24 protein-coding genes are annotated in these 23,306 nt (G+C 50.1%); 9 read left to right on the top strand and 15 right to left on the bottom strand.

All coding sequences use genetic code 11. From position 1 onward, the window contains the following. Window positions 1–304 precede the first annotated feature (304 nt). From HJG54_RS28320 to HJG54_RS28290, 7 genes are all read right to left on the bottom strand, one after another. Window positions 305–1,279 (bottom strand): chlorophyll a/b binding light-harvesting protein, encoded by a 975-nt coding sequence (locus HJG54_RS28320; RefSeq protein ID WP_316432605.1) that lies wholly within the window; start codon window positions 1,277–1,279, stop codon window positions 305–307. A 21-nt stretch (window positions 1,280–1,300) separates the two neighbouring features. Continuing rightward, on the bottom strand, window positions 1,301–2,014 hold the full coding sequence (locus HJG54_RS28315; protein WP_316432604.1) for a phycobilisome rod-core linker polypeptide: 714 nt from the start codon (window positions 2,012–2,014) through the stop codon (window positions 1,301–1,303). A 101-nt stretch (window positions 2,015–2,115) separates the two neighbouring features. Beyond that, window positions 2,116–3,717, bottom strand: coding sequence for a chlorophyll a/b binding light-harvesting protein (locus HJG54_RS28310; RefSeq protein ID WP_316432603.1), 1,602 nt, complete (start codon window positions 3,715–3,717; stop codon window positions 2,116–2,118). A gap of 48 nt (window positions 3,718–3,765) precedes the next feature. Beyond that, on the bottom strand, window positions 3,766–4,797 hold the full coding sequence (locus HJG54_RS28305) for a chlorophyll a/b binding light-harvesting protein (protein WP_316432602.1): 1,032 nt from the start codon (window positions 4,795–4,797) through the stop codon (window positions 3,766–3,768). Between the two features lie 210 nt (window positions 4,798–5,007). Further along, window positions 5,008–6,102 (bottom strand): chlorophyll a/b binding light-harvesting protein, encoded by a 1,095-nt coding sequence (locus HJG54_RS28300; RefSeq protein ID WP_316432601.1) that lies wholly within the window; start codon window positions 6,100–6,102, stop codon window positions 5,008–5,010. A 543-nt stretch (window positions 6,103–6,645) separates the two neighbouring features. After that, window positions 6,646–8,037 carry an efflux RND transporter periplasmic adaptor subunit gene (locus tag HJG54_RS28295; protein WP_316432600.1) on the bottom strand — a complete coding sequence of 464 codons (1,392 nt, stop codon included), beginning with the start codon at window positions 8,035–8,037 and terminating at the stop codon, window positions 6,646–6,648. A 17-nt stretch (window positions 8,038–8,054) separates the two neighbouring features. Next, entirely contained in the window at window positions 8,055–8,753 is a 699-nt protein-coding gene (locus tag HJG54_RS28290; RefSeq protein ID WP_316432598.1) for a hypothetical protein, read from the bottom strand. Window positions 8,754–9,778: 1,025 nt separating this feature from the next. Between HJG54_RS28290 and HJG54_RS28285 the strand changes: the two genes are divergently transcribed. Next, complete coding sequence (locus tag HJG54_RS28285; RefSeq protein ID WP_316432597.1) at window positions 9,779–10,810, top strand: DUF3102 domain-containing protein; 1,032 nt, start codon at window positions 9,779–9,781, stop codon at window positions 10,808–10,810. A gap of 33 nt (window positions 10,811–10,843) precedes the next feature. On the opposite strand, the gene HJG54_RS28280 is transcribed toward HJG54_RS28285, so the two are convergent. The 3 genes from HJG54_RS28280 to HJG54_RS28270 form a co-directional block, all read right to left on the bottom strand. After that, window positions 10,844–11,914, bottom strand: coding sequence for a sucrase ferredoxin (locus tag HJG54_RS28280; RefSeq protein ID WP_316432596.1), 1,071 nt, complete (start codon window positions 11,912–11,914; stop codon window positions 10,844–10,846). 33 nt (window positions 11,915–11,947) lie between these two features. Next, window positions 11,948–12,829, bottom strand: coding sequence for a calcium-binding protein (locus HJG54_RS28275; RefSeq protein ID WP_316432595.1), 882 nt, complete (start codon window positions 12,827–12,829; stop codon window positions 11,948–11,950). An 810-nt stretch (window positions 12,830–13,639) separates the two neighbouring features. Then, window positions 13,640–14,413 (bottom strand): alpha/beta hydrolase, encoded by a 774-nt coding sequence (locus HJG54_RS28270; protein ID WP_316432594.1) that lies wholly within the window; start codon window positions 14,411–14,413, stop codon window positions 13,640–13,642. Window positions 14,414–14,962: 549 nt separating this feature from the next. Here HJG54_RS28270 and HJG54_RS28265 point away from each other — a divergent pair. Both HJG54_RS28265 and HJG54_RS28260 read left to right on the top strand, forming a co-directional pair. Then, entirely contained in the window at window positions 14,963–15,547 is a 585-nt protein-coding gene (locus HJG54_RS28265) for a hypothetical protein (protein ID WP_316432592.1), read from the top strand. An 85-nt stretch (window positions 15,548–15,632) separates the two neighbouring features. Continuing rightward, complete coding sequence (locus HJG54_RS28260; RefSeq protein WP_316432591.1) at window positions 15,633–15,962, top strand: hypothetical protein; 330 nt, start codon at window positions 15,633–15,635, stop codon at window positions 15,960–15,962. A 127-nt stretch (window positions 15,963–16,089) separates the two neighbouring features. Here HJG54_RS28260 and HJG54_RS28255 read toward each other — a convergent pair whose 3' ends face one another. The 4 genes from HJG54_RS28255 to HJG54_RS28240 form a co-directional block, all read right to left on the bottom strand. Next, window positions 16,090–16,443: a superoxide dismutase gene (locus tag HJG54_RS28255; RefSeq protein ID WP_316432590.1), complete on the bottom strand. Its 354-nt coding sequence runs from the start codon at window positions 16,441–16,443 to the stop codon at window positions 16,090–16,092. A 24-nt stretch (window positions 16,444–16,467) separates the two neighbouring features. Continuing rightward, a complete protein-coding gene (locus tag HJG54_RS28250) occupies window positions 16,468–16,794 on the bottom strand; it encodes a hypothetical protein (RefSeq protein WP_316432589.1) in 327 nt (108 codons plus the stop codon). Between the two features lie 4 nt (window positions 16,795–16,798). Then, entirely contained in the window at window positions 16,799–16,969 is a 171-nt protein-coding gene (locus HJG54_RS28245; RefSeq protein ID WP_316432588.1) for a hypothetical protein, read from the bottom strand. A 93-nt stretch (window positions 16,970–17,062) separates the two neighbouring features. Next, on the bottom strand, window positions 17,063–18,103 hold the full coding sequence (locus tag HJG54_RS28240; protein ID WP_316432587.1) for a class I fructose-bisphosphate aldolase: 1,041 nt from the start codon (window positions 18,101–18,103) through the stop codon (window positions 17,063–17,065). Between the two features lie 389 nt (window positions 18,104–18,492). Here HJG54_RS28240 and HJG54_RS28235 point away from each other — a divergent pair, with 389 nt between their 5' ends. Beyond that, on the top strand, window positions 18,493–18,915 hold the full coding sequence (locus tag HJG54_RS28235; RefSeq protein ID WP_316432585.1) for a hypothetical protein: 423 nt from the start codon (window positions 18,493–18,495) through the stop codon (window positions 18,913–18,915). Here the strand turns inward: HJG54_RS28235 and HJG54_RS28230 are convergent. After that, window positions 18,912–19,148, bottom strand: coding sequence for a hypothetical protein (locus tag HJG54_RS28230; protein WP_316432584.1), 237 nt, complete (start codon window positions 19,146–19,148; stop codon window positions 18,912–18,914). The genes HJG54_RS28235 and HJG54_RS28230 overlap by 4 nt on opposite strands. A 458-nt stretch (window positions 19,149–19,606) precedes the next feature. On the opposite strand from HJG54_RS28230, the gene HJG54_RS28225 reads away from it, so the two are divergent. The 5 genes from HJG54_RS28225 (at window position 19,607) to HJG54_RS28205 (ending at window position 23,258) form a co-directional block, all read left to right on the top strand. Next, window positions 19,607–20,203: a class I SAM-dependent methyltransferase gene (locus HJG54_RS28225; RefSeq protein ID WP_316432583.1), complete on the top strand. Its 597-nt coding sequence runs from the start codon at window positions 19,607–19,609 to the stop codon at window positions 20,201–20,203. Between the two features lie 33 nt (window positions 20,204–20,236). After that, entirely contained in the window at window positions 20,237–20,440 is a 204-nt protein-coding gene (locus tag HJG54_RS28220) for a hypothetical protein (protein WP_316432581.1), read from the top strand. A 177-nt stretch (window positions 20,441–20,617) separates the two neighbouring features. Beyond that, entirely contained in the window at window positions 20,618–20,764 is a 147-nt protein-coding gene (locus HJG54_RS28215) for a hypothetical protein (protein ID WP_158672964.1), read from the top strand. A gap of 330 nt (window positions 20,765–21,094) precedes the next feature. Continuing rightward, a complete protein-coding gene (locus HJG54_RS28210) occupies window positions 21,095–22,261 on the top strand; it encodes a cupin domain-containing protein (RefSeq protein ID WP_316432580.1) in 1,167 nt (388 codons plus the stop codon). Beyond that, complete coding sequence (locus HJG54_RS28205; RefSeq protein ID WP_316432579.1) at window positions 22,254–23,258, top strand: sucrase ferredoxin; 1,005 nt, start codon at window positions 22,254–22,256, stop codon at window positions 23,256–23,258. The genes HJG54_RS28210 and HJG54_RS28205 overlap by 8 nt, the downstream gene beginning before the upstream one ends. Window positions 23,259–23,306 lie beyond the last annotated feature (48 nt).

The raw sequence follows: 23,306 nt of genomic DNA, 5'->3' as shown, positions 1-23,306 counted from the left end.
CCTCTACAGCGTTAAGCCTTGATAGGAATAATTTACAATAACGCAGATCTCTGTCTATTGTGCCGTAATCGAGGGTATCTGATACCAAATACTTCGATGAATGATACATTGCCGAACTGCCCCCCAACCCCCAGAATTGGGAGATTTAGGCTTCGACGTGAGTTCAGCTGAACGGGGCAAGCATTTGCATCATTCACAAACATATTTGGTATGAGTAGCCCAGCGCTGAGTAGGGCTAACAAAGAAGCTGCCCACCTTTTTACAGCAGAGCAGCCAAATGGGGAAAGCGCAAATAAGCAAATCTTTAATCCAGCCTCGCTCGATAGGCGTGCCAAAGATGACCGCCCAAGGCCAAAATTCCCAGCAAGATCTGAACATTAGCAGCTACTAGCCGATCGCCGCCATAGAACTCAATGGGAAATACGAGTGTATTGTGAACGATGAATGGAACCGAGACAAATGCCATGAATGCTAAACCACCCAAGCTGTAAGACAATAGCGCATCAGCATTGATTCTTAGCAACCGCTTGGCCCAAGGAAAGGGAGCTACTGTCATATGCCACAATCCGCCCAGAATCAGTACGGTGCCAATCCAAATATGGCCTCCAATCACATCTTCTAGATTATTCACGGCGGCCATCCCCCAGGGCGTCCAGCTTCCGTTCGCAGAGCCGACTAGATAACCCCAGATTGTAGCTGGATCGAGGGTCGGTGCCGTCACGAGGCGGACTTGTTGGATTGCGGCATCATAAATGCCACCAAACCGCATTGCCTTCAGCACAAGCAGAAATGCGCCCAGCCCCAGCACGACCAGATGGCTGCCCAGAATAAACCCCAGTTTCTTGGCATCATTCCAGTCGTAATGAAATTTGGCAGCTTGTTGCGGGCCATCCTTCAAAACGGCGGGTCCCTTGAACACATGAAACAGTCCGCCTGCACCCAGCACTGCCGAGGCGACTAGATGCAGCATCCCAATCGCAAAGTAGGGATAGACATCAATAATGGTTCCGCCTGCACCAACTCCCCAGCCTAGAGTTGCCAAATGGGGCAGAACGATAAAATTTTGTTTGCCCATTGACAGAGATGGATCAAACCGCAGGGCCTCAGAGACAGCCGTAATCCCAGCCCAGAACATGATCAAGCCAGCATGGGCTATATGAGCACCCAAAAGCTGCCCGGATAAATGGGTGAGGCGAGCATTGCCAACCAGCCAAGTCGCATTTGTATTGGCTGCGAAGGATTTATCTAAACGCAGGGATGAATCTGTAGAAACCGTCATAGTGAAACAGAGTAGATTAAATTATTGAGGAGCAATCGTAGATACCAACGTGATCACGAGCAGCGCCACGGCCATTGTCGGAACAGCGACCAGAACGCGACGATAAACAGGGGCACTCCGGTCTCGCATACCATAGACAGGCTGCCGCCAGCGCGTTAGTTGCTGGATCTGATTGAGGTGATAACGGTCGTAGCGGGCCATGCGAGCAAAGGGCAGTTCGCCCTGGGTTTGGCTGGGTAAAATCCGCCGTCGCTGATAGGGCACGGTTGCGTCGCCAAACTGAGTCAGATACTCCTCGCTGTTGAGTAAGGCATCGATAAAGCCTCGTAGCCCTTGAGTAGCCAGCACAATCGACCAGCTCAGGGTTTCCCGATTGTTGTAAACCTGTCGCCCTAGCAGCCGCTGCACGCACATTTCAACAAATCGGTAGTTGTTATTGGTTTCGTAATTGAGCCGCCGAAACGAGTCGGAGAGGGCCAAACCCCGGATAAACTCTCGTACTGTAATTTGACCAGAACGAAGCTGAGATTCTAAGGCAACTTGGCGATGGTTCTGCAAAATTTGCTGTTCATTAAAAACTTGCCGATAGGCGGCCCAAATAATTGCATCGACTTCTGAACCGCTGGGTAGGGTATCAGTGGTATAAAACCGGGGCTGTTCATCGTTTGGAATTTCGTAGCCATCAACGCGCTGATTTTGGCTGGAAAGTGGATAGCTCAATTGGGGAAGAGTCATGGGATATACCTCTAGAAATCAATTGCATGCATTGTGAATACATTAACCACAAGAAAGCAGGAATTCTGTTGGCGAGATTTATAGAGAATTCCTGCTTATGCTCATGCCAGCCCAGCTCGTCCGATTTCCAACAAAATAAAGCTGGCAAAAATCACCCCGCCAATGCCGCCAATCAAAAAGCCGCTGGTAAATAGACTCCAGGCTTGACTGGTTTGCAAATTGCTAGGCAGTTCGCCTACGGGTTTCCGTCTGCCGCGAAATACGGATACCCCATAAATCAGCAGGCAAATGCTCAAAATTACGACTAACCCAATGGCGCTGCTCGCTCCGGCCACTAGAGCACTGTCTGTATTCCGCAGTGGCCCCAGCTTGAGAAACGGACCCAGCAGCAAGTAGCCATGCGCCATGCCAATTTCTAGGCCGCGCGTGATCGGGTTGAGTCCTTGCCGGTAGATGGGTAGGGTTCTGATCCAATTCAAAGAGACATCGCTGTTGTTGACCGGAGTTGCGAGGTTGCCCAACTGCACATTACCGCGAAAGGGTTGGACAATTCCCTCGACCAAGGCAGCGTTATTGAACGCATTGTTGAACGTATTATTGAACTGCACGTCGCCAAAGCTAGCATCTGGATTGAACTGCATTTTGCTAAACACAAATCCGGACGCTTTAGCACGAGCACGCAGCGCATGCCAGAAATGGCCAGCCAGCAGCAAACCGGCAAAAATGACATGGAACAGTCCCAGCCAGGTCCGTGGGGTAATCACACCATCTGCGGTCGGGACTCCCACAGGACCATAGAAGACGCTGGGATAGACAGTGTCATTCACGGTGACAAAATAGGCGGCTAGCAGTCCCATATAGGCCAGTGCCCCTTGGCTGTAGGACAAATAGGCTTCACCAGACCAAATCAGCACTCGTTTAGCCCAGGCGGTGGGTTGCGTCAGAATATGCCAGATGCCGCCCAGAATGCAGATTAACCCAATCCAAATATGTCCACCCACGACATCTTCTAGATTGTTCACAGCAGCCATGCCTTTGAGTGTCCAGCCGCTGGGGGTGATGCCGACCAAATAGCCAAAGATTCTCAGCGGGTTGAGGGTGGGTTGGGTAATTAGCCGCACCTGTTCTGCTACCGGATCGTAGAGTCCGCCAAACCGCGTGGCTTTTAGCACCAGTAGCAAGGCTCCCATGCCCAGCAGCACCAAATGGATGCCGATAATCGAGGTCATTTTGTTGCCGTCTTCCCAGCGGTAGCCAAACCCTTTTTCATCCAGTTTGGCTGGCCCCAGAACCGCATGATAGATGCCTCCGGCTCCCAGCACGGCTGAACTGACCAGATGCAGCATCCCAATCATGAAGTAGGGATAGGTATCCACCACCTGTCCGCCTGCACCGACGCCAATCCCCAACGCGGCTAAATGGGGTAGCAGGATCAGCCCTTGATCGTACATGGGCAGGGCCGGATTGAAACGGGAGAGTTCAAACAATGTCATGGCTCCAGCCCACAGCACAATTAGCCCAGCATGGGCCACATGCGCTCCTAACAGCTTGCCAGAGAGGTCAGCAAACCGTAAGTTTCCAGCCCACCAGGACGTGGGATTCATGGAATCGGTAACGTAAGCGGTCGTAACCAGGGAATCTCCGATTAATGAATCAGGAGAATCAATTGGTTCAGAATTGACTTCAGCGTTAATTGCAGTCATAGGAATCAAATCTTGAATGCTTAGGGGATTGAAAACGTAAACCAGAAACTAACTCGCCTGTCCACGCGGAAATGCCACCATTTTGCCCTGACTGAAGCTATAGCCAGCGGCTCGCAGTGCATGAAAGAGATGCCCCTGCAAAAAGAAGAAGCCGAGCCAGAAGTGGGCATTAGCGAGCCAAACGCGAGAGGTCAACAGGCCATCTGGACTAACAAATAACGGAAACCGATCAAACTTGAGTGCTAAGGTGGGTCCAAAGAATTCGGGCGGAAAGGCGATGGTATTGACTGAAACAAACAACGTGGCAATGAATGCCATCAAACTTACTGCACCAATGCTATAGGACAAATACGCCTCACCCGACCAGACAAATAGATTTTTAGCCCAGGTGAACGGTTGAGTGCGAATATGCCAGATACCGCCCAGAATACACATTAAACCGACATAAATATGCCCACCCACGACATCTTCTAGATTGTCCACACTAGCCAACCAGAACCTGCCGCCTGCACCAAACAAATAGCCAAAAATAGCAGCAGCATTGAGGTTAGGACTGGTGATCAGCCGCACGTTGTGAATTGTGGGGTCGTATAGGCCACCAAATGCCATTGCTTTAGCCACTAACATCAGGGCACCAATTCCCAACAGCACCAGATGAATGCCCAAAATCATCGTCATTTTATCGGCATCATCCCAGCGGTAGCCAAAGAAGCTGGACTGGTTTTCCAATTTGGCGGGTCCCTTAAATACATGAAACAGTCCACCCGCGCCCAAAACGGCTGAGCTGATCAAATGCACCACACCAACCGCGAAGTAGGGATAGGTATCGACAATCGCACCGCCTTCACCTACGCCTAGTCCCAGCCTTGCCAGGTTCGGTAAAACGATCAATCCCTGTTCAAACATGGGGCGGGTTGGATCAAAGCGAGCCAATTCAAATAAGGTAATCGCCCCGGCCCACAGCACAATCAGGCCAGCATGGGCCACATGGGCACCGAGCAACTGTCCAGATAGATTGACTAGACGCGCATTGCCCGCTCGCCAAGGAATTTGTTCGGTCGATTCAGCCGCAATGGTCATGAATATGGTCTCCTATAGCAAAGCGTAAAATTTGAGGATTATTTGAGAGCTTATTTGCAAATGATGTTGAGAAGATTGGACTCAGCGCTGGATTTGGGTCCCCCCTAGTCCCGTTCAAAAAGGAGCGAATCAGATCGGAGACGCAGATGTTTTGCTTGTGGTAGGGGGAATAATGCTGCGCTTAGGGATAAGTCAGAAGAGATGCATTGATTAGGAATTAGCAGCCCTGCTAGCGAATGCTTCTTCTAACGTAGGTGTTGATTCTGTGGATAGATTGGCAGCAATGAAATCAAAGAAAGTGCCATAATCGTTGCCACGCGCCGCAGAACGTGCTCGATAAGCGTGCCAGAGATGACCCACTAAGGCGAGAAAACCGAGCGCGGCATGAACACTGGCTAACGTCGGTCGAACAGATGCACCCTCGATGGGACCATAAAACACACTTGGATAGGCAATTTGATTCACCGAGACAAAGCAAGCCACGCTGAACCCAGCTAGCGCCAACGCTGCCAAGCTGTAAGACAGGTAGGCTTCACCAGACCAGATCAAGACTCGTTTGGCCCAGTCTAACGGCTGAGAGACAATGTGAAAAATACCGCCAGCAATGCAAAGTAAACCGACCCAGACATGCCCACCAACGAGGTCTTCCAGATTATCCACACTAGCCATGCCGGTGATTGTCCAACCCTGCGGGCTAAACCCAAACAGATAGCCAAAGATGCGGGCCGGATTTAGATTTGGAGTCACTAATCTCACCTGATCGACTAGCGGATCATACAGCCCACCAAACCGGGTGGCTTTCAACACCAACAGCAGGGCACCCATGCCTAAAATCACTAAATGAATGCCTAAAATGCTAGTCATTTTGTTGCCGTCTTCCCAGCGGTAGCCAAACCCTTTTTCATCCAGTTTGGCTGGCCCCAGAACCGCATGATAGATGCCTCCGGCTCCCAGCACGGCTGAACTGACCAGATGCAGCATCCCAATCGCGAAGTAGGGATAGGTATCCAGAACTTGCCCACCTGCTCCTACGCCAATTCCCAGTGCCGCTAGATGGGGCAGCAGAATCAGCCCTTGCTCGTACATGGGTTGGGCTGGGTCAAAGCGGGAGAGTTCAAACAACGTCATGGCTCCAGCCCACAGCACAATCAACCCAGCATGAGCCACATGCGCTCCCAGCAACTTGCCGGAGAGATTGGCAAATCGAGCATTTCCAGCCAGCAGCGGTGCACCCGAATCCTGCGACTGGAGACTGGTCCAGCCCAAGGCTTGAAACAGGGGAGTCCAAAAAATTGAGGTGGTCATTCGCGATCCGTCTCCTTTGTTGTAGATGAAAGAGCCTAGATGGCAAGAGCCGGGGATGTTGATAGTCTTTAGCAGCTATTGAGAAAATTACTCAATAAAATCAAACTACAAAATCGGCACTATTGCAAATATTCCGACTGGGATTTAGGTAAAGTTTTGCTAACTCAAGCATTGAAAAAGCGGCATTCTACAACGCAAAGACCCTACAGAAACCATACAAAGCGATATGTTTCTCGGCTCTATACTGTGATTTGCAGCAGCGATTTTGGTTGCTGACACTCTAACGAACTGGAAGCTTATTGATAATCTTATTGATAATCTATATTAAGAATTCTATGTGTGGAATTCAGTATGATTTCGCCCCCACCCCCCAATTCTGAGCTACGGTGTACACACGCCCCCTAAATCCTCCAATTTTGGAGGACTTTGAACCTGCTTGTTCTCTCGTTTCACCAGCATCGCCTCTTTGTCGAACAAGCTAAAAATAATGAGAAGCAAAACATTGAAAAGCAAAACATTGAAAAGAATAGTAAATTGAATCATTTAGTTGATCTCAACCCGATCACCATCTTTGAGATAGGCCGCTCCCTTCAAAACCACCCGGTCGTTTTTAGTCAATCCTTGTTTAATTTCAATTTGTTGATTCGGCAACAGTTCACCCACTTCCACGGGCTGGGCCGTGACGGTCTGATCGGGATTGAGGCGATAGACAAGATGGCTGCCATCGGGTTGGGGCAACACTGCCGCAGCGGGCAAAGTTATGCCTGGAGTAGTCGAGGTGATAATCGCGCCGCGCAGAAACATGCCTGGTTGTAATAGATCCGAATCTGGCAGGGATACTTCTACAGTCGCCATCCGCGTTTTTGGATCAATCAGGGGGTCAATGGCTTGGACTCGTCCGCTTAAGCGCAGATTGGGGTAGGCATCGCTAGTAATCTGGACGCCTTGCTGAAGCCGGACCTGAGCGAGCTGGGTTTCAGGCAGCTCTAGATGCAGTTCCAGCCGCTGATTGTCAATTAAGCTAAACAGTTGACCAGAGGCCACATCACCGACTCGCGCCAGCCGTTCGGCAATTTTGCCGCTGCGGGGAGCTAGGACTTGAGTATCCTCAAGCTGGGCTTGCAAGGTTTGCACCCGTTGGCGGTTCGCTTCCAACTGCGCTTCGGCTTGGGCCAACACTTCAGGGCGCGGGCCTGTCTCCAGTTCGCTCAACTGCTGAGTGGCCTGCTGCAATGTGGCCTTTGCCTGAGATAGGACAGCCTCGGCACTGCGAGCTTGATTCAGCACTTCATCGAGGCGATCGGTGGCAATCGCGCCTTCACGGGCTAGGGTTTGATTGCGCAGAACGCGCTGGTTGGCTAGGGTTAGGTCCGACTCGGACCGCGCGACTGCGGCCTCAGCGCTGCGAACTTCTGCCCTCGCTCGGTTGATTTCTTCGATCCGACTGCCCGACTGCAATTCTGCCAACTTGGCGGCAGCAGCTTGTACCTGTGCCTCGGCTTCACGCAACTGAGCTTGCAACACTTTGCTATCTAAAACGGCCAGCACTTGCCCCTGCATTACCAAATCCCCTTCTTCAACCAACACCTGATCGATTTGCAGACCGCTGCTTGGTGAGAGAATGGCTAGCATTTCAGCCGCCACTACGGTGCCTGTTGCCGCTAGCGTGCGCTGAATTGGGGCGACTGTAACCGTGGCAAGGGTAACTGGGGTGGCAGCGGTCGATGCGGAGTTGACAGAGGTTAACGTCGGACGGTTGGCAGCCGGTTTGAGCCAGTGAGTCGCTGCCAGAGTGATTGCTATTCCTAGGCCAACTCCTAAGAGCAGTTTGGTGAATTCTGCTGGAACTAAATGGCTTGGCTCTGCCGACCGAGGAGAATGATCAAGTTCGCTGAAGGGCGAGGGTGCAACGTCTTTGGTGGAATCATCAGGCATGGCGGCACCATCCACTTTTAGTAGTTCAGCACTGCCGGAATGCCCAATTGATGCAAATCAAGCGTTTGCTTTTGTCGTCGGTGATCAAAGGTGAGATCCAGCAGTGGCTTCGATTGTAATTCCAGCGAGATCACGCCTTCCCGCTCTAGCAGCGTCATCGAGTCTGTCAGCGGAGTGGTCGTGCTGATCCCAACCGCAGTGCTAGTGAGCCGCTGAATCTGGGCAGGATGGGCCAATAGCTGTTGATGCATCACCGAAGTGGGATCAAGCAAGGCCACGAGGGAAATAGACTCTGGAATCACAAAACATAGCGGTTCTGCCTGAGTACGCCAATTGTCTACCGCAAAATTGATGAAGGGCTGGGAGTCGATGGTAGGAGCGGGGTTGGAGGCTGCGGATCTAGGGCGCAGGGCGATGCTAAAGGGGGAAGCCTGGGTTTGCGGCCAGTTGGCTCGTGCTAAAAAGTCAATTCCAGACTGCATGGCATATATTTCTGCCGCTAGCTCATCTTCGACCCAGAGCAGCTCTAGATAAACATTTTCAAAAAAAATCAGGCGCGAGGCAGTGCCTTGCTGCAAGCGACGCAGCGGTTGGCTGGAACTCACTAAGCCCAAATCAGCGAGGACAAAGGCTGAGACGGGGGCGCTAACGCAAATAACAATGTGATCGATTTCTAACAAAGACTCTGTTGCTATAGCCAATAATTGGAGGGGCATGATTCTCTCCCTGAATTTAATTTTTTATAAACAATAAACTTTTACAAACAAGTCTTTAAAGGAATTACTAATAGCAAGTTTGGCTTCAGTACACCCAGTTGACAAAGCTAGTTGCAAAGCTAGTTGACAAAGCTGTTGTTCAAGCTGATTCGCGCTCAGGTTCAACAGCTACGGTGTACACACCAGTCGAAGATCCCCCCACCCCCCTTACCAAAAGGGGGAATAGGCGAAGCCCATACCAACCAGGGGTTGAAGTCCCTATTGATCTATGCCGAAGGTGCATCCCCATAGGGGTTTAGGGGGATTATAGCCCTGCGGGCATCTCAGAAAAGGGGGATCCAACCCTTGCATTGAGCCACGATCGAGATCTGTGTACATGGTAGGGTTCAACAGGGGGGATGGAAATAGGCATTGGGGGCAGGAGGCAGGGATTACTGATGGTCTGCAGTCAATTGTGCTTACCTATTTCGTAAGGCTGAGTAAGGCTGAGTAAGGCTGAGTAAGGCTGATGCCAAGCTTGGATCAGGGGCTTTTAGATGCTGTTCTAAGCAAAAGTTAGTCTTAAGCTTAAGACGGTAGCAACATTTCTGCCACTGTTAGTAATAATTCTCATTTATTATGAAACGCTGAAACTCTAAACTTGTCAACCTGTCTTGAGCATGGAGCGCGATCAGCCAGTATGATTGTGCTGGCTCATTGGCTTATTAGGCTGACCTGTTGTATGCGTTCCAAATACTTACCAATACTTATTTATGCGCTTTTATGCGCTGCCCAACTATGAAGCTTTTGTTTGATTGGGAATTCTGACTAGAATAGGCAACCCCAATTCGTTTAGGCTATAGTTCAGACAAACAAGCGGCAAGTTTCAATAGTCTTTCCTGATGATCTCGCCAAGTTTCATCGGACTCACTAGCTGCATTACTTGCTGGTATCAAGTACTGGCATTAAGTACTGGCGTTAAGTACTGGCATTAAGTACTGGCATCAAGGCAATCAGTTCCTGTAGTTTTCAACCTGGAAACAACGGTGGTTAAGAAACAGCGCAACTCAGATAACCCAGCGATCACAACCCAATTTGATTATCAGGTCTTGCCAGAGGCGGCGCGGGCCATCGTGCAGCAGCGCACTGGGGAAATTCGGGAGCGGCTTCAGCGTTCGGCTCAGGATATCTGGGAAATTGGACAGCGGTTGGCTGATGTACGGGCAGCGCTCAAGCATGGGCAGTTTGATGCTTGGCTGAAGGCAGAGTTTGGCTGGAGTCGGCGCACGGCCTATAACTTCATCAATGTCTATGAGACGTTTCAAGAACGTGCAAATCTTGCACAAATCGACATCGCCACCTCGGCACTGTATTTGCTGGCCGCGCCTTCCACTCCGCCTGACCTGCGGGAACAGTATCTTCAGCAGGCCAAGTCGGGCAAAAAAGTTACCTACAAAGAGTTGCGCGACACAATTGAGCGAGAACGCCCCGGCAAGGCAACGGTCGAGGTGCTAGCCGCAGAAGCTGCTAGCCCGCTAGAAACTGCCCGCAAACCGGAGATTGTGACGTTAATTCGGCAGGGTGCCGCCACTCATCATCGCGAGCCTGATCCGGCTAAAGGTAATTCCACTACGACAATCGACATCACGGCTGAACCGATTGGCCCAACTTCGACTCAACCAGCTACAGGGCTACAACCGGGCTGGTATCTGCTCGACCAGCAGCACTTACTCTTTTGCGGCGATACCGCTTCTCCGGACTTCCACGGCTTAATTCCAGAAGCGGCCTTTGCCCTAGCCGCCACCGCCGAAGATTGGGACCACGATTGGCTCGTGGAGGCAGCCAAAACCGTCACGATTTTGCCCGAAACCACCCTGCAACCGGGCATGATTGAACAACTGATTACCCTGTTTTCCCAGCCTCAAGAGATCGTGATCTACCCCTGGTTGCCCGATCCCGATATGCTTGGAATTGCCCATCGGCTAGGGCGAAAGGTGGTGGCAGGCGATATCTCTCCAGAGCGCTGTCAGCAGGCCATTCGGGCGGCTGGGCTACCAGTCGTGAAAATTAGGTTATGAAAATTAGGCTAAGTGCCTGGGTTGACAACCGCATCAGCCCAGCTTGACCAGATCAGAGACTTGGTATTGGTTCACGGGCACCAGTTCCAGAGGTTCTGCTGAACGAATTGCCGTCAAGACTTGACCACTGATTGCGACCCTGGCCCGATAGCCGCCAGTCTGGCCAGATGGAGTCGCATAATCAATTTGCACCTCGGCCCAAGCGGCATCTTGTTTGGAGCGTTCCAGGAGTAGGCGCAGCCGCTTCGACGGCAGATAGTACAGCACCCTGCGTAGCCAACGCCGCAGCCAGTTCTCTCCTAAACGTAGTACCATTCCCTGCTGTTGATAGGTCAGCCAATCCCAACCTTCCTGCCGCCAAACTTCTCGCTCGGCAATCTGCTCAAATTTGCCCAAGCCGGCCCAGCCACGATAGCAGCGCGTCAGTCTTACCAAATCTCCCGTTCGGTAAACCAGGGCATCCAGTAAGTCCGGCTCTAGATGTCCCCAATAGCGCCCTTCCGGTAGGTCCAGCAGTGTGGGGGCATACTGATGTCCACCAAAATGGCTGCACCGCCACACCCGCAGATTCCGGTCAGCGTAATGTTTCCGCAGTTTGTCATAGATTGGAAAGCCAAACCGAGCACAGGCCGCATCCACATTACTGTGGGTACAAACCAGCAGATCCCGCGTCGGGCCATTCTCCTGACGATAGCGCTGAAAGCGTTTGAGAATATGGGGCTGCCCGACCAGTTGTTGCAGCAAGGCGATGGCTAAGGGAGCCACGTCTGATCGGGGCAGCAGATATTCCTGCTGGTTGTAGACGGTGAATTTCCCGGACGGACGCGCATAGAACAGCAGGCGAGTATAGCCGGGTCGAGAATAGCTCCGGTCGGGGGCAATCGCAATCGGACGAACCCGAATACCGTCTAAGGCCAAGGTTTTGATCAGGGCCAGTACCGGCTGAATTTCGGGAGTCGATTGCAGCAACTGAGCTGACCAGGGTTGAGGCAGTTCTACGATGAGGCAAGCGTCGGTGACGGGGGCTGAACCGATTGGATCTTCACCATTGGCTTGGGAAACCAGTGAACAAAAGCGACATTCAGTAATAGGAACCTGGGTCATGGGATTGGGAACAGAGGCTGGGGCAGAAAAACCTCAGGCAAGCGTTGTGAAATCGGCTCTGGTCATTTGATTGCGCTGTACATCGGTCAGAATGGCTAACGCATCGTTGCCCGCCCTGATCAGCAGATTATCGCCTCGCTGAATAAAGCGCAACTGCCCAAATGTGATACCAGCCGTTAATCCTAACCGATCTTGCCGATCCTTGAAGTCAAGAATTCGGTCCGTACCGGGTCCCTTTTCCAGGGCAAACACATCGCGGCCGTTGCCGCCAGTCAGCCGATCGCTGCCGTTGCCGCCAAGCAGCGTATCATTACCGTTGCCTCCCACTAGCGTATCGTTACCCAAATTGCCAAGCAGCCGGTCGTTGCCGCCTAACCCACTAATTTGATCGCGGCCTCCTAAACCGTCAATCACATCCTTGCCGCCGGTGCCCCTCAGCCGGTCGTTTCCTGGGGTACCAAAAATCGTGCCGGTTGGGCTAGGGGATGGACTCGGAGAGGGACTGGGAGAAGGGCTAGGGGTGGGAACCTGGCTAGGATTATCCGCAAATTGAATCGTGGCAGAACGGGCACTTGGATCAACGGTGTAACCAGAACCGGGCTGAAGCGTATAGGTGACGGTTTGCAGTCCTTCTGCTTGGTTATCTTGAAAAATGGGAACGCGAATCGTGGCGACCCTTTCTTTGATTGTGAAGTCAAACCCAGAAAAGTCTAAATCACCCACCGGTGTATCACCACCGGCAACGTTGATGGCAAACAGATCGAGCTGAGTCAGGGATTGGGGTACGTTGCCCTTGACGGTCACTCTAACGCCGCCAGCAGGCGGTGCCTGATCAAGCTCAAACCGAAAGGTAAGTACCGTGCCCTGAGATTCGATCAGGGTCGGAGGAGCGGCAGAAAATTTAACAGTGGTCATAATTTCAGATCAGCTAAAACAAATGAGCAAAGCATTCGTAAATACAAGTCGATGGTTGCTAGCCGCCAAGCTGAGGTTCAGCTAAAAGTGGCAACGCAGCAGACCCAATCGGAAGTGACGCTCACTTTTTGCAAATACTCAGGCGATCGAAAATGAATTTGTTTGGCTCACTAGAGTTGGTTTGTTCGCGCAGCGTGTGCATAGCACGATCCCCTTTTCTGAGATGCCCGCAGGGCTATAATTCCCCTAAACCCCAGTGGGGATGAGCCTTCGGCGTAGATCAAGGGGGACTTCAAGCCCTAGTTGGTATGGGCTGCGCCTCTTCCCCCTTTTAGTAAGGGGGGTAGGGGGGATCTAACATAATTTAGAATTTGCGATCGACTGAGTATTGCTACTAGGATGCCAAATCCAAAGCCATTTTGTGTACCAGACAGTTGCCGACAGTGAAAGGTGCTATCAAAACCAAAGGCAGTAAAGCAGCCGGCTAGAGCTAGGGTAGATGCTGGGCTGATATCGATATAGACTTACATAAATTTGCAAAATTTGCACAAGCTTGCACAACAGTTTTTGAACCAACTTCCAACCTCTGCCAAAGTGGACCGCTTGTCAAGCCAAGTACAAAAATTTTACGAATAGATTTTTACGGTAAATTCAATCTCATACCAAATATGTTTGTATATGATGCAAATCCTGGCCCCCCAAATCCCCCAATTCTGGGGGACTTTGAGTAGCTCGGCTCTCCCGGAATTGGGAGCTGGAGGCGATTCGGCATCCGTATCGTTCACTGAAGTATTTGGTATCAGAATCAGCCTATAAGACCATTGCAGCAGTTAAATTCGGATCATTTGGATTAACCATGCCGGTGGCGGAAGCACAGGCATGCTGCCAGAAATCGAGAACTTGTTCGGCCAACAAGGAGGCTTGAAAAAAGTGAAAAAAGTGCCCACCCTCTGGACACGACCACAGCCGATCACCCTGCTTCAGCAATGATTGCCAGCTCTGTAACGCCTGAGTGTCTACAACAATGTCATCCTGGCTACCACAAATCAATAGCGGCACCGTCACTCTACAGGGCAGCAAATGTACCTGACGAAACAATGAATGCAGAGAAAGAGAACTAGTTAAATCTTGTTCTAATAGCTGGATCAAACAGTCGAGATGATGTTGAGCTTGATAGCCAAATAGGTTATAAACCATTGCTAGCAGAAGCCTGTCATGGCTCACCTGAAGCCGATGCCTGTAGTAGTGAAACTGCCAGTCCACAGCAATATCAACTCCAACCGCCAATAAGGTTAGAGACTTGATCCGCTCAGGGTATTGGCGCGTGTAGAGCAGCCCTAACAATCCACTGGTGCTATGCCCAATCAAATGAACAGGCTGAGAAAAAGCGCTGAGATCCTGATGCAGCAAAAGCATTGCCTTTTCTAAAGAACACTCTTCATCGAGCTGTTGCTGATACTGCCACGGTATTATCTTAGCTTGCTGGCCTAACTGCTGAAGTAGAGGCTGAGCAAAGCATTGTAAACTGGAACTGGCATTCAACCAAATCGCATCAGGTACAGCAGTTTCGGGTACAGCAGACATAAATTCACCTTGTTTCAGATTGGGATTTTCAACCGAAGTTTTTGATATTAATGAGAATAATTGCAATAAGAACAAAGACAGGTGACTACCTGAATCAAACACTTTAACCTAAGTAGAAATTGAGCAAGAAGCTTGAGGATGAGAATAAAAGCCTTGAGAAATAATACCATTTCCACCTGCTCAAGCCATCAAGAATCAGCCCACTAGGCAAGTAGAATCTGCACCCGAATCGGTTTGTTAGAGCTTGTTTGTAAACAAAGATTGAGATCCCCCTAAATCCCCCTTTTTAAGGGGGACTTCAGAGATTTAACTCGGTTCCCTCCTTATTTAAGGAGGGTTAGGGAGGATCAGATGGGAAGTCGATTCTAGCCTCTTAAAATTCATTTACAAACAGTCTCTTAGACCATTACGAAGTCCTAACACTTTAACACTAATGCAAATATATCTCAAGAGTGATTTGTTTACTTGTCCTTCGTGAGAGGCTGAGATCGACATCAAACGACCTCGATCACTCGATCACTCGATCACTCGATCAATGGAGGACTCAATATGGTAATGTTAGACGACAATAAGCGGCAGGCCATTGCGACTGAATTAGCTGATTTGAAAGCACTTCAGGAATTGTTGATTACAACTGAACAAACCTTGATGCCCGCAGTCAGCAGCGACAACGAAATTCGAGAGCGGTTCAACGATTTTCTCAAGGATGATCAGGAGAATTTGCGCACAATTGATACTGTACTGAGTCGCTTTGGTGGAGGCAATATCCAGCCACGAGATACGATCAGGCAGTACATTGACCAGGTCCACCAGTTAATGCAGGGAGACAAACTGTCTTTGTATCAAAAGGTATCTGCGCACGAACGAATCAAGCACCAAGCTGTGATGACCGGGTTGATTGTGCATAAGGCTGCCCAGGTCGCCGGTGAAGATGTCAAAGAAGCCATCGGGCCGTTGAATCAGGTGAACTTCACCAACCGTGCCCATCAAGAGCAACTGAAAGGAATTATGGAGATTTTGGGAACCCGAGAACTGACTGGGCGCGATCCAGATCAGGGCGTTTGGGCAAGAACGCAGGATGCCATCGCTGCTTTGCGGGGTGCTTTTGAGGGAATCAAGAGCTATTCCAGCTAAAGCGCTTTTCTGAAAAATCTTTGACTACATCCATAACTTGCATCAATTTGCATGATCAAGAACTTGCATCACAAGGAGTTTACTCATGTCTGTGGATATGACACCGACCGATAAGTTGAACGATCAAATCGTTTACACACTGCTGAACAAAGTCAAGCATGGTGGCGAAGATCCGCACGACGTTAGTTTCTTTGCCGAGGACTTTGAAGGTGAGACCGTCAATCGCGACGTTTTGATCGAACAGCTCAACCAGATTATGCCTAAGTACCTGATGGGTGAAATTGAAACTACAGGCGAAACTATAGGCGATAATTCACCCGAACCTAAGGCACTGGTTATTTGTAAAAATGCTCAGGTAACAACCGATGGTTTAGCGATGTTAAAAGCAAAATACTTCAAGGTTGATCAAACCTGAGTCAGACTCAGTAAATCGCAAATCCTGTTGAGATCCCCCCTAACCTGCTTTACAGAAGGGGGGGGAGCCGATCCACAACTGGTGAGGCAAAGAAGCTAGAGGCTTTACCCTGACTCAATTGCCTGATTCAATTAACGGGTTGCTGCTGCAGGCGCTGATTCACCGCATCCCAGCTCACCGTATTCCACCACTGCTTCAGGTATTCTGGGCGGCGATTCTGATAGGTGAGATAATAGGCATGCTCCCAGACATCGTTGCACAGAATGGGATAGTGACCATCCGACCAAGGACAATCCTGATTCGGTTGGCTGATAATCTCGAACTTGTTGTCAACCGTGCGAACCAGCCAAACAAAACCGCTACCAAAGTGCTTCGCCCCCGCATCATTGAATTGGGTTTTGAAGTTCTCAAAGTTGCCGAACACATCGTTGATTACCGTTGCAATCGCTCCCGTGGGTTCACTGCCAGCATTGGGAGCCATAATTGACCAGAAGATCGATAGCCCCTAGGATTGAATAGAACGAGTTTTCAGCCAGCGTTTTTTAGACTTGTAGAATGGCTTGCGGGTAGGAGCAGGCTCAAAGTCGAGGCAGTCAACGGCTTCTTCGGTCAGCGCTCTGTGGGGATGAACCGTACATTTCAGGTAATGACAACCTGTAAAGTAGACGCAGCGATCACACGGAATACGATGCAATTTTTGCAGTCGCGTAATGCCGTCGCGTAACGCAACAATAACAGCCCAGATGAATCCAATCAACAAGGTTGATAGCGTAATTGGGCAAAGAACAGCTTTATCAGTGAGCGCTATGCCAAAATAGAAACTGTGAATCATAGTTTTAGCCAGAGTGGTATTTAGAACGGTGAGTGAGCGGTATATCTCGCTGATGGGCTTGCATCAATGCCTCAAAGGGCGGCATCTCCTGATGGCAAGTCAGGCAAAACCAGTACACCCTGGAATCGCGCACATGGCGGAGTAGATTATCGGAGCAGCAAGGACAAGTTGGCATAGTCAGGTATAGATGAGGAGTTCACTTCAAAAGCAGAGGAATCAGATTTAGCTAAGCCTGACTCCTTGCCTTGAAATAGATCTGCATTGGCGGTTAAACCAGTACCGTCTGTTTTTCCATTGCTGGATCGTATTTTCCTAAACTGGCAGATCCATTCAGCTTGGCGCGATGATAAAGCAACTGTTGAGCAGCTGGAATGTTAGCATCATGACCGGCCCAATACTCAAGCGCAGGCTGCTGAATTGCTCGTGCATAGGAGAAGGTAACGCGCCAGGGACACAGCGCACCATATTTGACATTCATTGTATTGAGATGTTCAGTTGAACGCTGATTACTCTGCCCACCAGAGAGAAACGCAATACCAGGAACAGAGGCCGGAACGTTATTGCGCAGCACTTGAATCGTCATCTCTGCGACCTGATCAACCGTGGCCTGCACCGGACACTCTAGGCCAGAAATCACCATACTGGGCTTGAGGATCATCTGGTCAAAGGCCACTTTTTGTAGCCGCAGTTGGGTAAATACAGCTTGCAGCGTTTGATCGGTTACCTCATAGCACCGTTCGATAGAATGATTGCCATCGATCAGCACTTCTGGTTCAACAATCGGCACAAGTCCCCCTTCCTGACAAAGGGCAGCGTATCTAGCCAGAGCATGGGCATTGGTTTCGATGCAGGTTGGGCTAGGAATAGGTTCACCAATCGTAATCACAGCCCGCCATTTGGCAAATCGTGCGCCCATCTGATAGTACTCGGCAATTCGCTCGCGCAGTCCATCTAGCCCTTCGGTTATTTTCTCACCGGGGCAAGCTGCCAGATCTTTTGCGCCCGTATCAACCTTGATACCGACAATCATCCCTGCATTCTGCATGACCTGCGTGAAGGGCACGCCTGCCTGGGATGACTGGCGAATGGTTTCATCGTAGAGAATGGCACCGCTAATAAACTCACTCAAATTGGGAGTTGTTAGGATTAACTCCCGATAAGCTCGACGCCGCTCTTCGGTTGTTGGAATCCCCAGTTTGGCAAATCGCTTGTTGCAGGTGGCATTGCTTTCGTCCATCGCCAGAATGCCTTTGCCGGGGGCTACCATCGCCTGGGCTGTTTGTCGCATTTCATCTGCATAAATACTCATCTCGTTCGCTCTTTCATGAGACAACCAGATTTATTATTGCAACTATTTCTCAATAAGTCTATAATATCGGCAAGTTATTTTTGAAATTCGCCTGGTTCGCAGTAGAGGCAAGGGTTCGAACGCTTTTCAAGTAGTTCAGGAAAGCAGTTTAGGAAAGCAGTTTAGGATGATGAAGTATTTGGCTACTTTGCAGTTTCGGAAGGTGACTCGGTCACAATCGAGATCGACCTTGATAAAGTACGCACCATTTGGCGGGATCGCTGGCAAGAAACCTATCAAGCAATGCAAGACCGCATCAGCCATGAGCTTGAGCAATCCAATCAGCTCTAGGTGATTTTTGTTTCAGAGCTATTCACTATTCGTCTTTTGCTCGTTAAGGAGTAACCGCTATGAATGCCTCCGAACAGGCAACTAACGTTGAGATCGTCAGTAAAATTGCCACGGTCGTTAATTTAGTGCGATTTGAGTTTCCAGATCTGGCGGTTGATTTCAGTCCTTGGTTGAACAATGCTGAAACGCAAAAGTTTGATGATCCCAATTCAATTGATTTGGGGTTTCACTTTCCGGGGCGGAGCTTTACTTGCCAAAGTTCCAGTATTTTGATGCAAATTCGTTTGCCTGATGCACAGCGCTCTCGAATTGCCGCAGTTGAGCTGTCTGGTCATGACCATATGGGGCAGCAGTGGCGATTTGCAACCAGTCAGGCTGAGGAATTCTGGGGACTGGCAGTACCATTACCCAAAGCCCAAACCCAGCTCAAACAAATTTGTCGGCAGGTGGTTCGTCTATTCAATTCGGCTGTGCGGAGCTAAGCGAAGGAGCCATCCGGCAGCAGGGCCAGCGAGACGCGACCAATCTGTACCCAATGTGCCTGACAATCTTCCTCGGTCAAAACATTCCGAATTCTGACCGGCTTCACACCATTGGGGGGAAATGCCCACCATTCTCCATTCCGGCAGAAAGGATCGGTGTAGCCATACCGCTGACACCAGCCCTGACACATAGCGTGAATAGCAGTAGCGAGATCAGGATAAATCACCTGCATGAAAATCACCGAAAATTATACCAATCAAATCGCTGATCAAAAAATATAGCTTCAGAGATCGCAATCATGTGAGATCCCCCCTAACCCCCCTTATGAAAGGCTACGGTGTACACACAAGTCGAAGATCCCCCCTAACCCCCCTTAAATCAAGGGGGGAACCGTAGGGAAAGCCTGAGCGCAGCACCTACCAATCAGGGGTTGAAGTCCCCCTTGATCTACGCCGAAGGCGCATCTCCGTAAGAGTTTAGGGGGATTATAGCCCTGCGGGCATCTCAGAAAAGGGGGATCACCTCTTGCATTGAGTCGCGATCGAGGTCTGTGTACACGGTAGCTTATAAAAGGGAGAATGTTGAGTATGAGCTAGCTCATAGAGTCACCAATTTATCTTACCTATACTGGCTAGTAATTCAATCGATTCAATCAATTCAATCGGAGACACCTAGCCAAGGAGGCACCCCATGACGAACTCCACAAAAACCAGCTCTCCAAACAACGCTGCATCTAATTCGGCTCCCAATCTGCAAACCGCACCAGGCCATCAGGTTTTGGCTGCCGCAGGCAAAAAGGTACTGCGTCCGGGCGGGCACAGCGCTACCGAGCAACTGTTGACATGGGCAGACCTACAGCCTGGAGAAACGGTGCTGGAACTAGCCGCCAGTTTTGGTTATAGCGCGATTGCGTTGGCCCAGCGCTATGGAGTCCGAGTGACAGGCATAGAAAAGAACCCCGCCAGTGTAGAGCGCGCCCGCGCCAATGTGGCCGCCGCTGGATTAATTGACCAAGTCACGATTCTAGAGGGCGATATCTTTCAGCTAGATGCAATCGAGACGCAGTTTGATGCGGTGCTGGCTGAAGCCATCCTGACGATGCAGTCGGCTCCTGGCAAAGCCAAAATCCTGTCTGGAATTGCCAACTGTCTCAAACCGGGCGGCAAGTTCCTCAGTCACGAACTGTTGGTGTCGGAACGCACTGGAACGGATCGCAAAGCCGAAATTTATGCGGCGCTGCGACAAGCAATTCGCGTCAATGCCACGCCTCTATCGGAAACTGGATAGGTTGATGTTTGCCAAGCGGCGGGGTTAACGGTGGTGCAGCAGCAAACGGGGCAGATGGGCTTATTGCATCTCCCGACCCTGCTGCGAGATGAAGGGCTAATAGACACGCTCAAAATCGGCTGGAATGTATTGACTCGGCCTGTGATTCGCCAGCGGGTATGGGGAATGCGGCGAGTGTTTCAGCAGCATCAATCTGACTTGGGCTATATCGTTCTAATGGCGCGGAAAGAGGGGTAGGAGTTGGCACTTAATAAAAATAAGTCTCAACTGTATTGCTCTTTTCTGGCCTTTGAGATACATTAATGCAGAATTCTTTAGCGCTGTTTCGATTTAAGCCAATTGCTTAGCCAATTTGATTTAAGCCAAGCAGTAGGTTCTGAAGAATTAGGGTGTATTATGACTTGGAGATTCAAAATGACACACACTAGTGCAACAGCTTCGGCCCAGGTTCGTTCCAGCAGAATTCAGGTCGAAGTCCGGGAGATTCCAGTTGTGAAACAACAGGCTACTCTCTCTCGCCATGATGTAGATAGTGACGGTGGCGACATCAGCAATGAGTAAATTGCCATCGCGCACTGAAGCGTGCACGGGTTAAATTGCAAGTTTTGGATGCATACATGAAGGGGGTAACAACTTTACCCCTTTTTTGGATTTCGTTCTGCAGTATGCAACTCAACTCGCCCATTGATGATGCGGTTCGCGAAGTGCGGACCACAGATATACCTCAGCTCGGATTTGGGTGTACACCGTAATTCCTGTAAAGGGGTTAGGGAGGAATCAAAGCTCACCTAATCATTAAGTTGGATCACTAAATCATTAAATTGATCTACCTTAAGCAGCTAGACAGGTCGGAAAACTTTACATTACTATTGAAACTAGATCTCATTAAGTATGGATGCTCTGCAATTTCTCTTGCACCCCTATGCCGTGGATGCCTTTTTAGCACACAACTGGACTAGCAAAGCAATTGCGATTTCTGCCAAGGGACAACACCGGTTTTCCCACCTGTTCTCCTGGGAGCAATTAAACGACTTGCTGAACTTTCACCAGTTCAACTATCCCGATCTGCGGCTCGCCTTGGATGAGAAGGTGCTAGAGGAATCAGAGAATGAACGTTTGACGCAATGGTGCCAACAGGGAGCGACGCTGATTTTAAACCAGGTACACAAGCGGGTGCCGGCAATTGCCCAGCTTGCTGCTGAACTCCGACAAATTCTTGGCTTTGGTACCCAGGTGAATGCCTACAGCTCCTATCCAAATCGGCAAGGCTTTTCCTGTCACTACGATACGCACGAGGTGTTCATCCTGCAAATCGAAGGCAGTAAACAATGGTGTGTATTCCAGGATACACTCAAGTATCCCTTGCCGGAGCAAAAATCAGCCAGCCAGTCTGCACCGAACGATCCACCCTATTTGACCTGTACCCTCCAGCCTGGAGATGTGCTGTATATCCCGCGCGGTCACTGGCACTATGCGGTGGCTTGCGAGTCACCATCTCTGCATCTGACCTTGGGAATTCATGTCAAAACGGGCATTGATTGGCTGGAGTGGTTGGTGCAGGATCTGCGTCAGCAGGAGGAATGGCGCAAGAGTTTGCCGACTAAATGCGAAGCGACCTCAATAGGTCAACATTTGACCAGCCTAGTCGAAGCATTGACCGATCAACTGCGAGAGCCGGATCTGGGTTATCGGTATCGCAGCTATCTGGATAGTTTGGGTCAACCCATCAAAAAATATGATTTTCCCCGTCAGGCTGGGTTTGATCAGTTTCCGCAGGGAATAGACACCCAGTTTCGTTGCATACAGTTTCAGCCGATTCAGGTGATCGCACTGCCTGAGCAGGAAGGATTTCGTATCTTGGTGGCAGGCAAGGAAGTCGTTTTGAGAGGAGTCACCACAACCTTGGTAGAACATCTATTTCAGCCGCAGCCATTTACGGGTCGAGACGTACTCGACTGGTTACCGGGCTATGACTGGGAAATCGATGTAATGCCCTTGTTAGCTCACTTGATTGCAGAAGGCATTCTGTTTGTGGAGACAGGAGTTAGAGATGGCTAAGTTTTTTTGTGCAGAAGCGTCCCGACAGGCCAACGAAGACATCATCGGTAGCGGCACCCCCTATGCTACCTACGTGTTAATCGAGTATCCAATGCCTTGGGCATTTGAGGCAATGGATTCAGCCGCAGTTCCCCAAAACCTGCGAGATTTAGAGCAGGCGGTCCGGCAGGCCAAATTATCGGTGCGCTTTCTTCTGATCGCGCCCCAGCAACGAAAACAAACACCGCAAACGAAACTGATCATCTATCAGCAAGAACACCAACCCTTTGTAGGCGGTTACCGGCGCTCGGAATGGGATGTTGATCAGATTGAGCAGGTGGCGGATATCGTCAAACGCTATCTGGCTGGTGAAGTAAATTTAACTGGCAGCCTGCAAGACAAAATTCAAGATATTTTGGTTTGTACCCACGGGATGCATGACCAATGTTGTGCCAAGTATGGTTTACCCTTTTATCGACAGGCACTTGCCACCGTCTCAGAACTAAAACTCGACTCGTCGGTCCGCGTTTGGAAAACCAGCCACTTTGGCGGCCATCGATTCGCACCCACCGCAATTGTTCTACCCGATGGTCGATACTACGGTGCCCTCAATCCCTCATCATTACGAGTGATTCTCACCCGCACAGGCGATATTCAGACCTTGCGCTCGGTTTATCGCGGTTGGGGCATCTTACCCACCCCCTTACAAGTATTAGAACGAGAACTAATGCTGAAATGCGGTTGGGATTGGTTTAATTACAAGCTCAGCCACACTATTTTGCAACAAAGCGAGAAGCAAGATTGGATGCAGGTAGAATTATTGGTTGAACAACCGGATGGCACCATTTACACCTACCGAGCCGAGTTGACTCCCGATCAGAAGCAAACGCTCTGTCTCAAAGGGTCCTGCAATGCCTCGAACGCATCAAAATTCGTTAAATATCGAGTCGATCAGCTTCACTTGCGCACTGTCCTGCGGCCAGAAGAATTCGTCAAACCAATTCGCTTGAGCGCATGACCAAACTCTCTAACAAAAATATCTCCTCACGCCTCACCCCCAACCCCT

Source organism: Leptolyngbya sp. NK1-12, from assembly GCF_032598965.1.
Lineage (GTDB): Bacteria > Cyanobacteriota > Cyanobacteriia > Elainellales > Elainellaceae > Elainella.
Note: the sequence above shows the minus strand (reverse complement) of the source record. Positions and strands in the feature narration are given on the sequence as shown.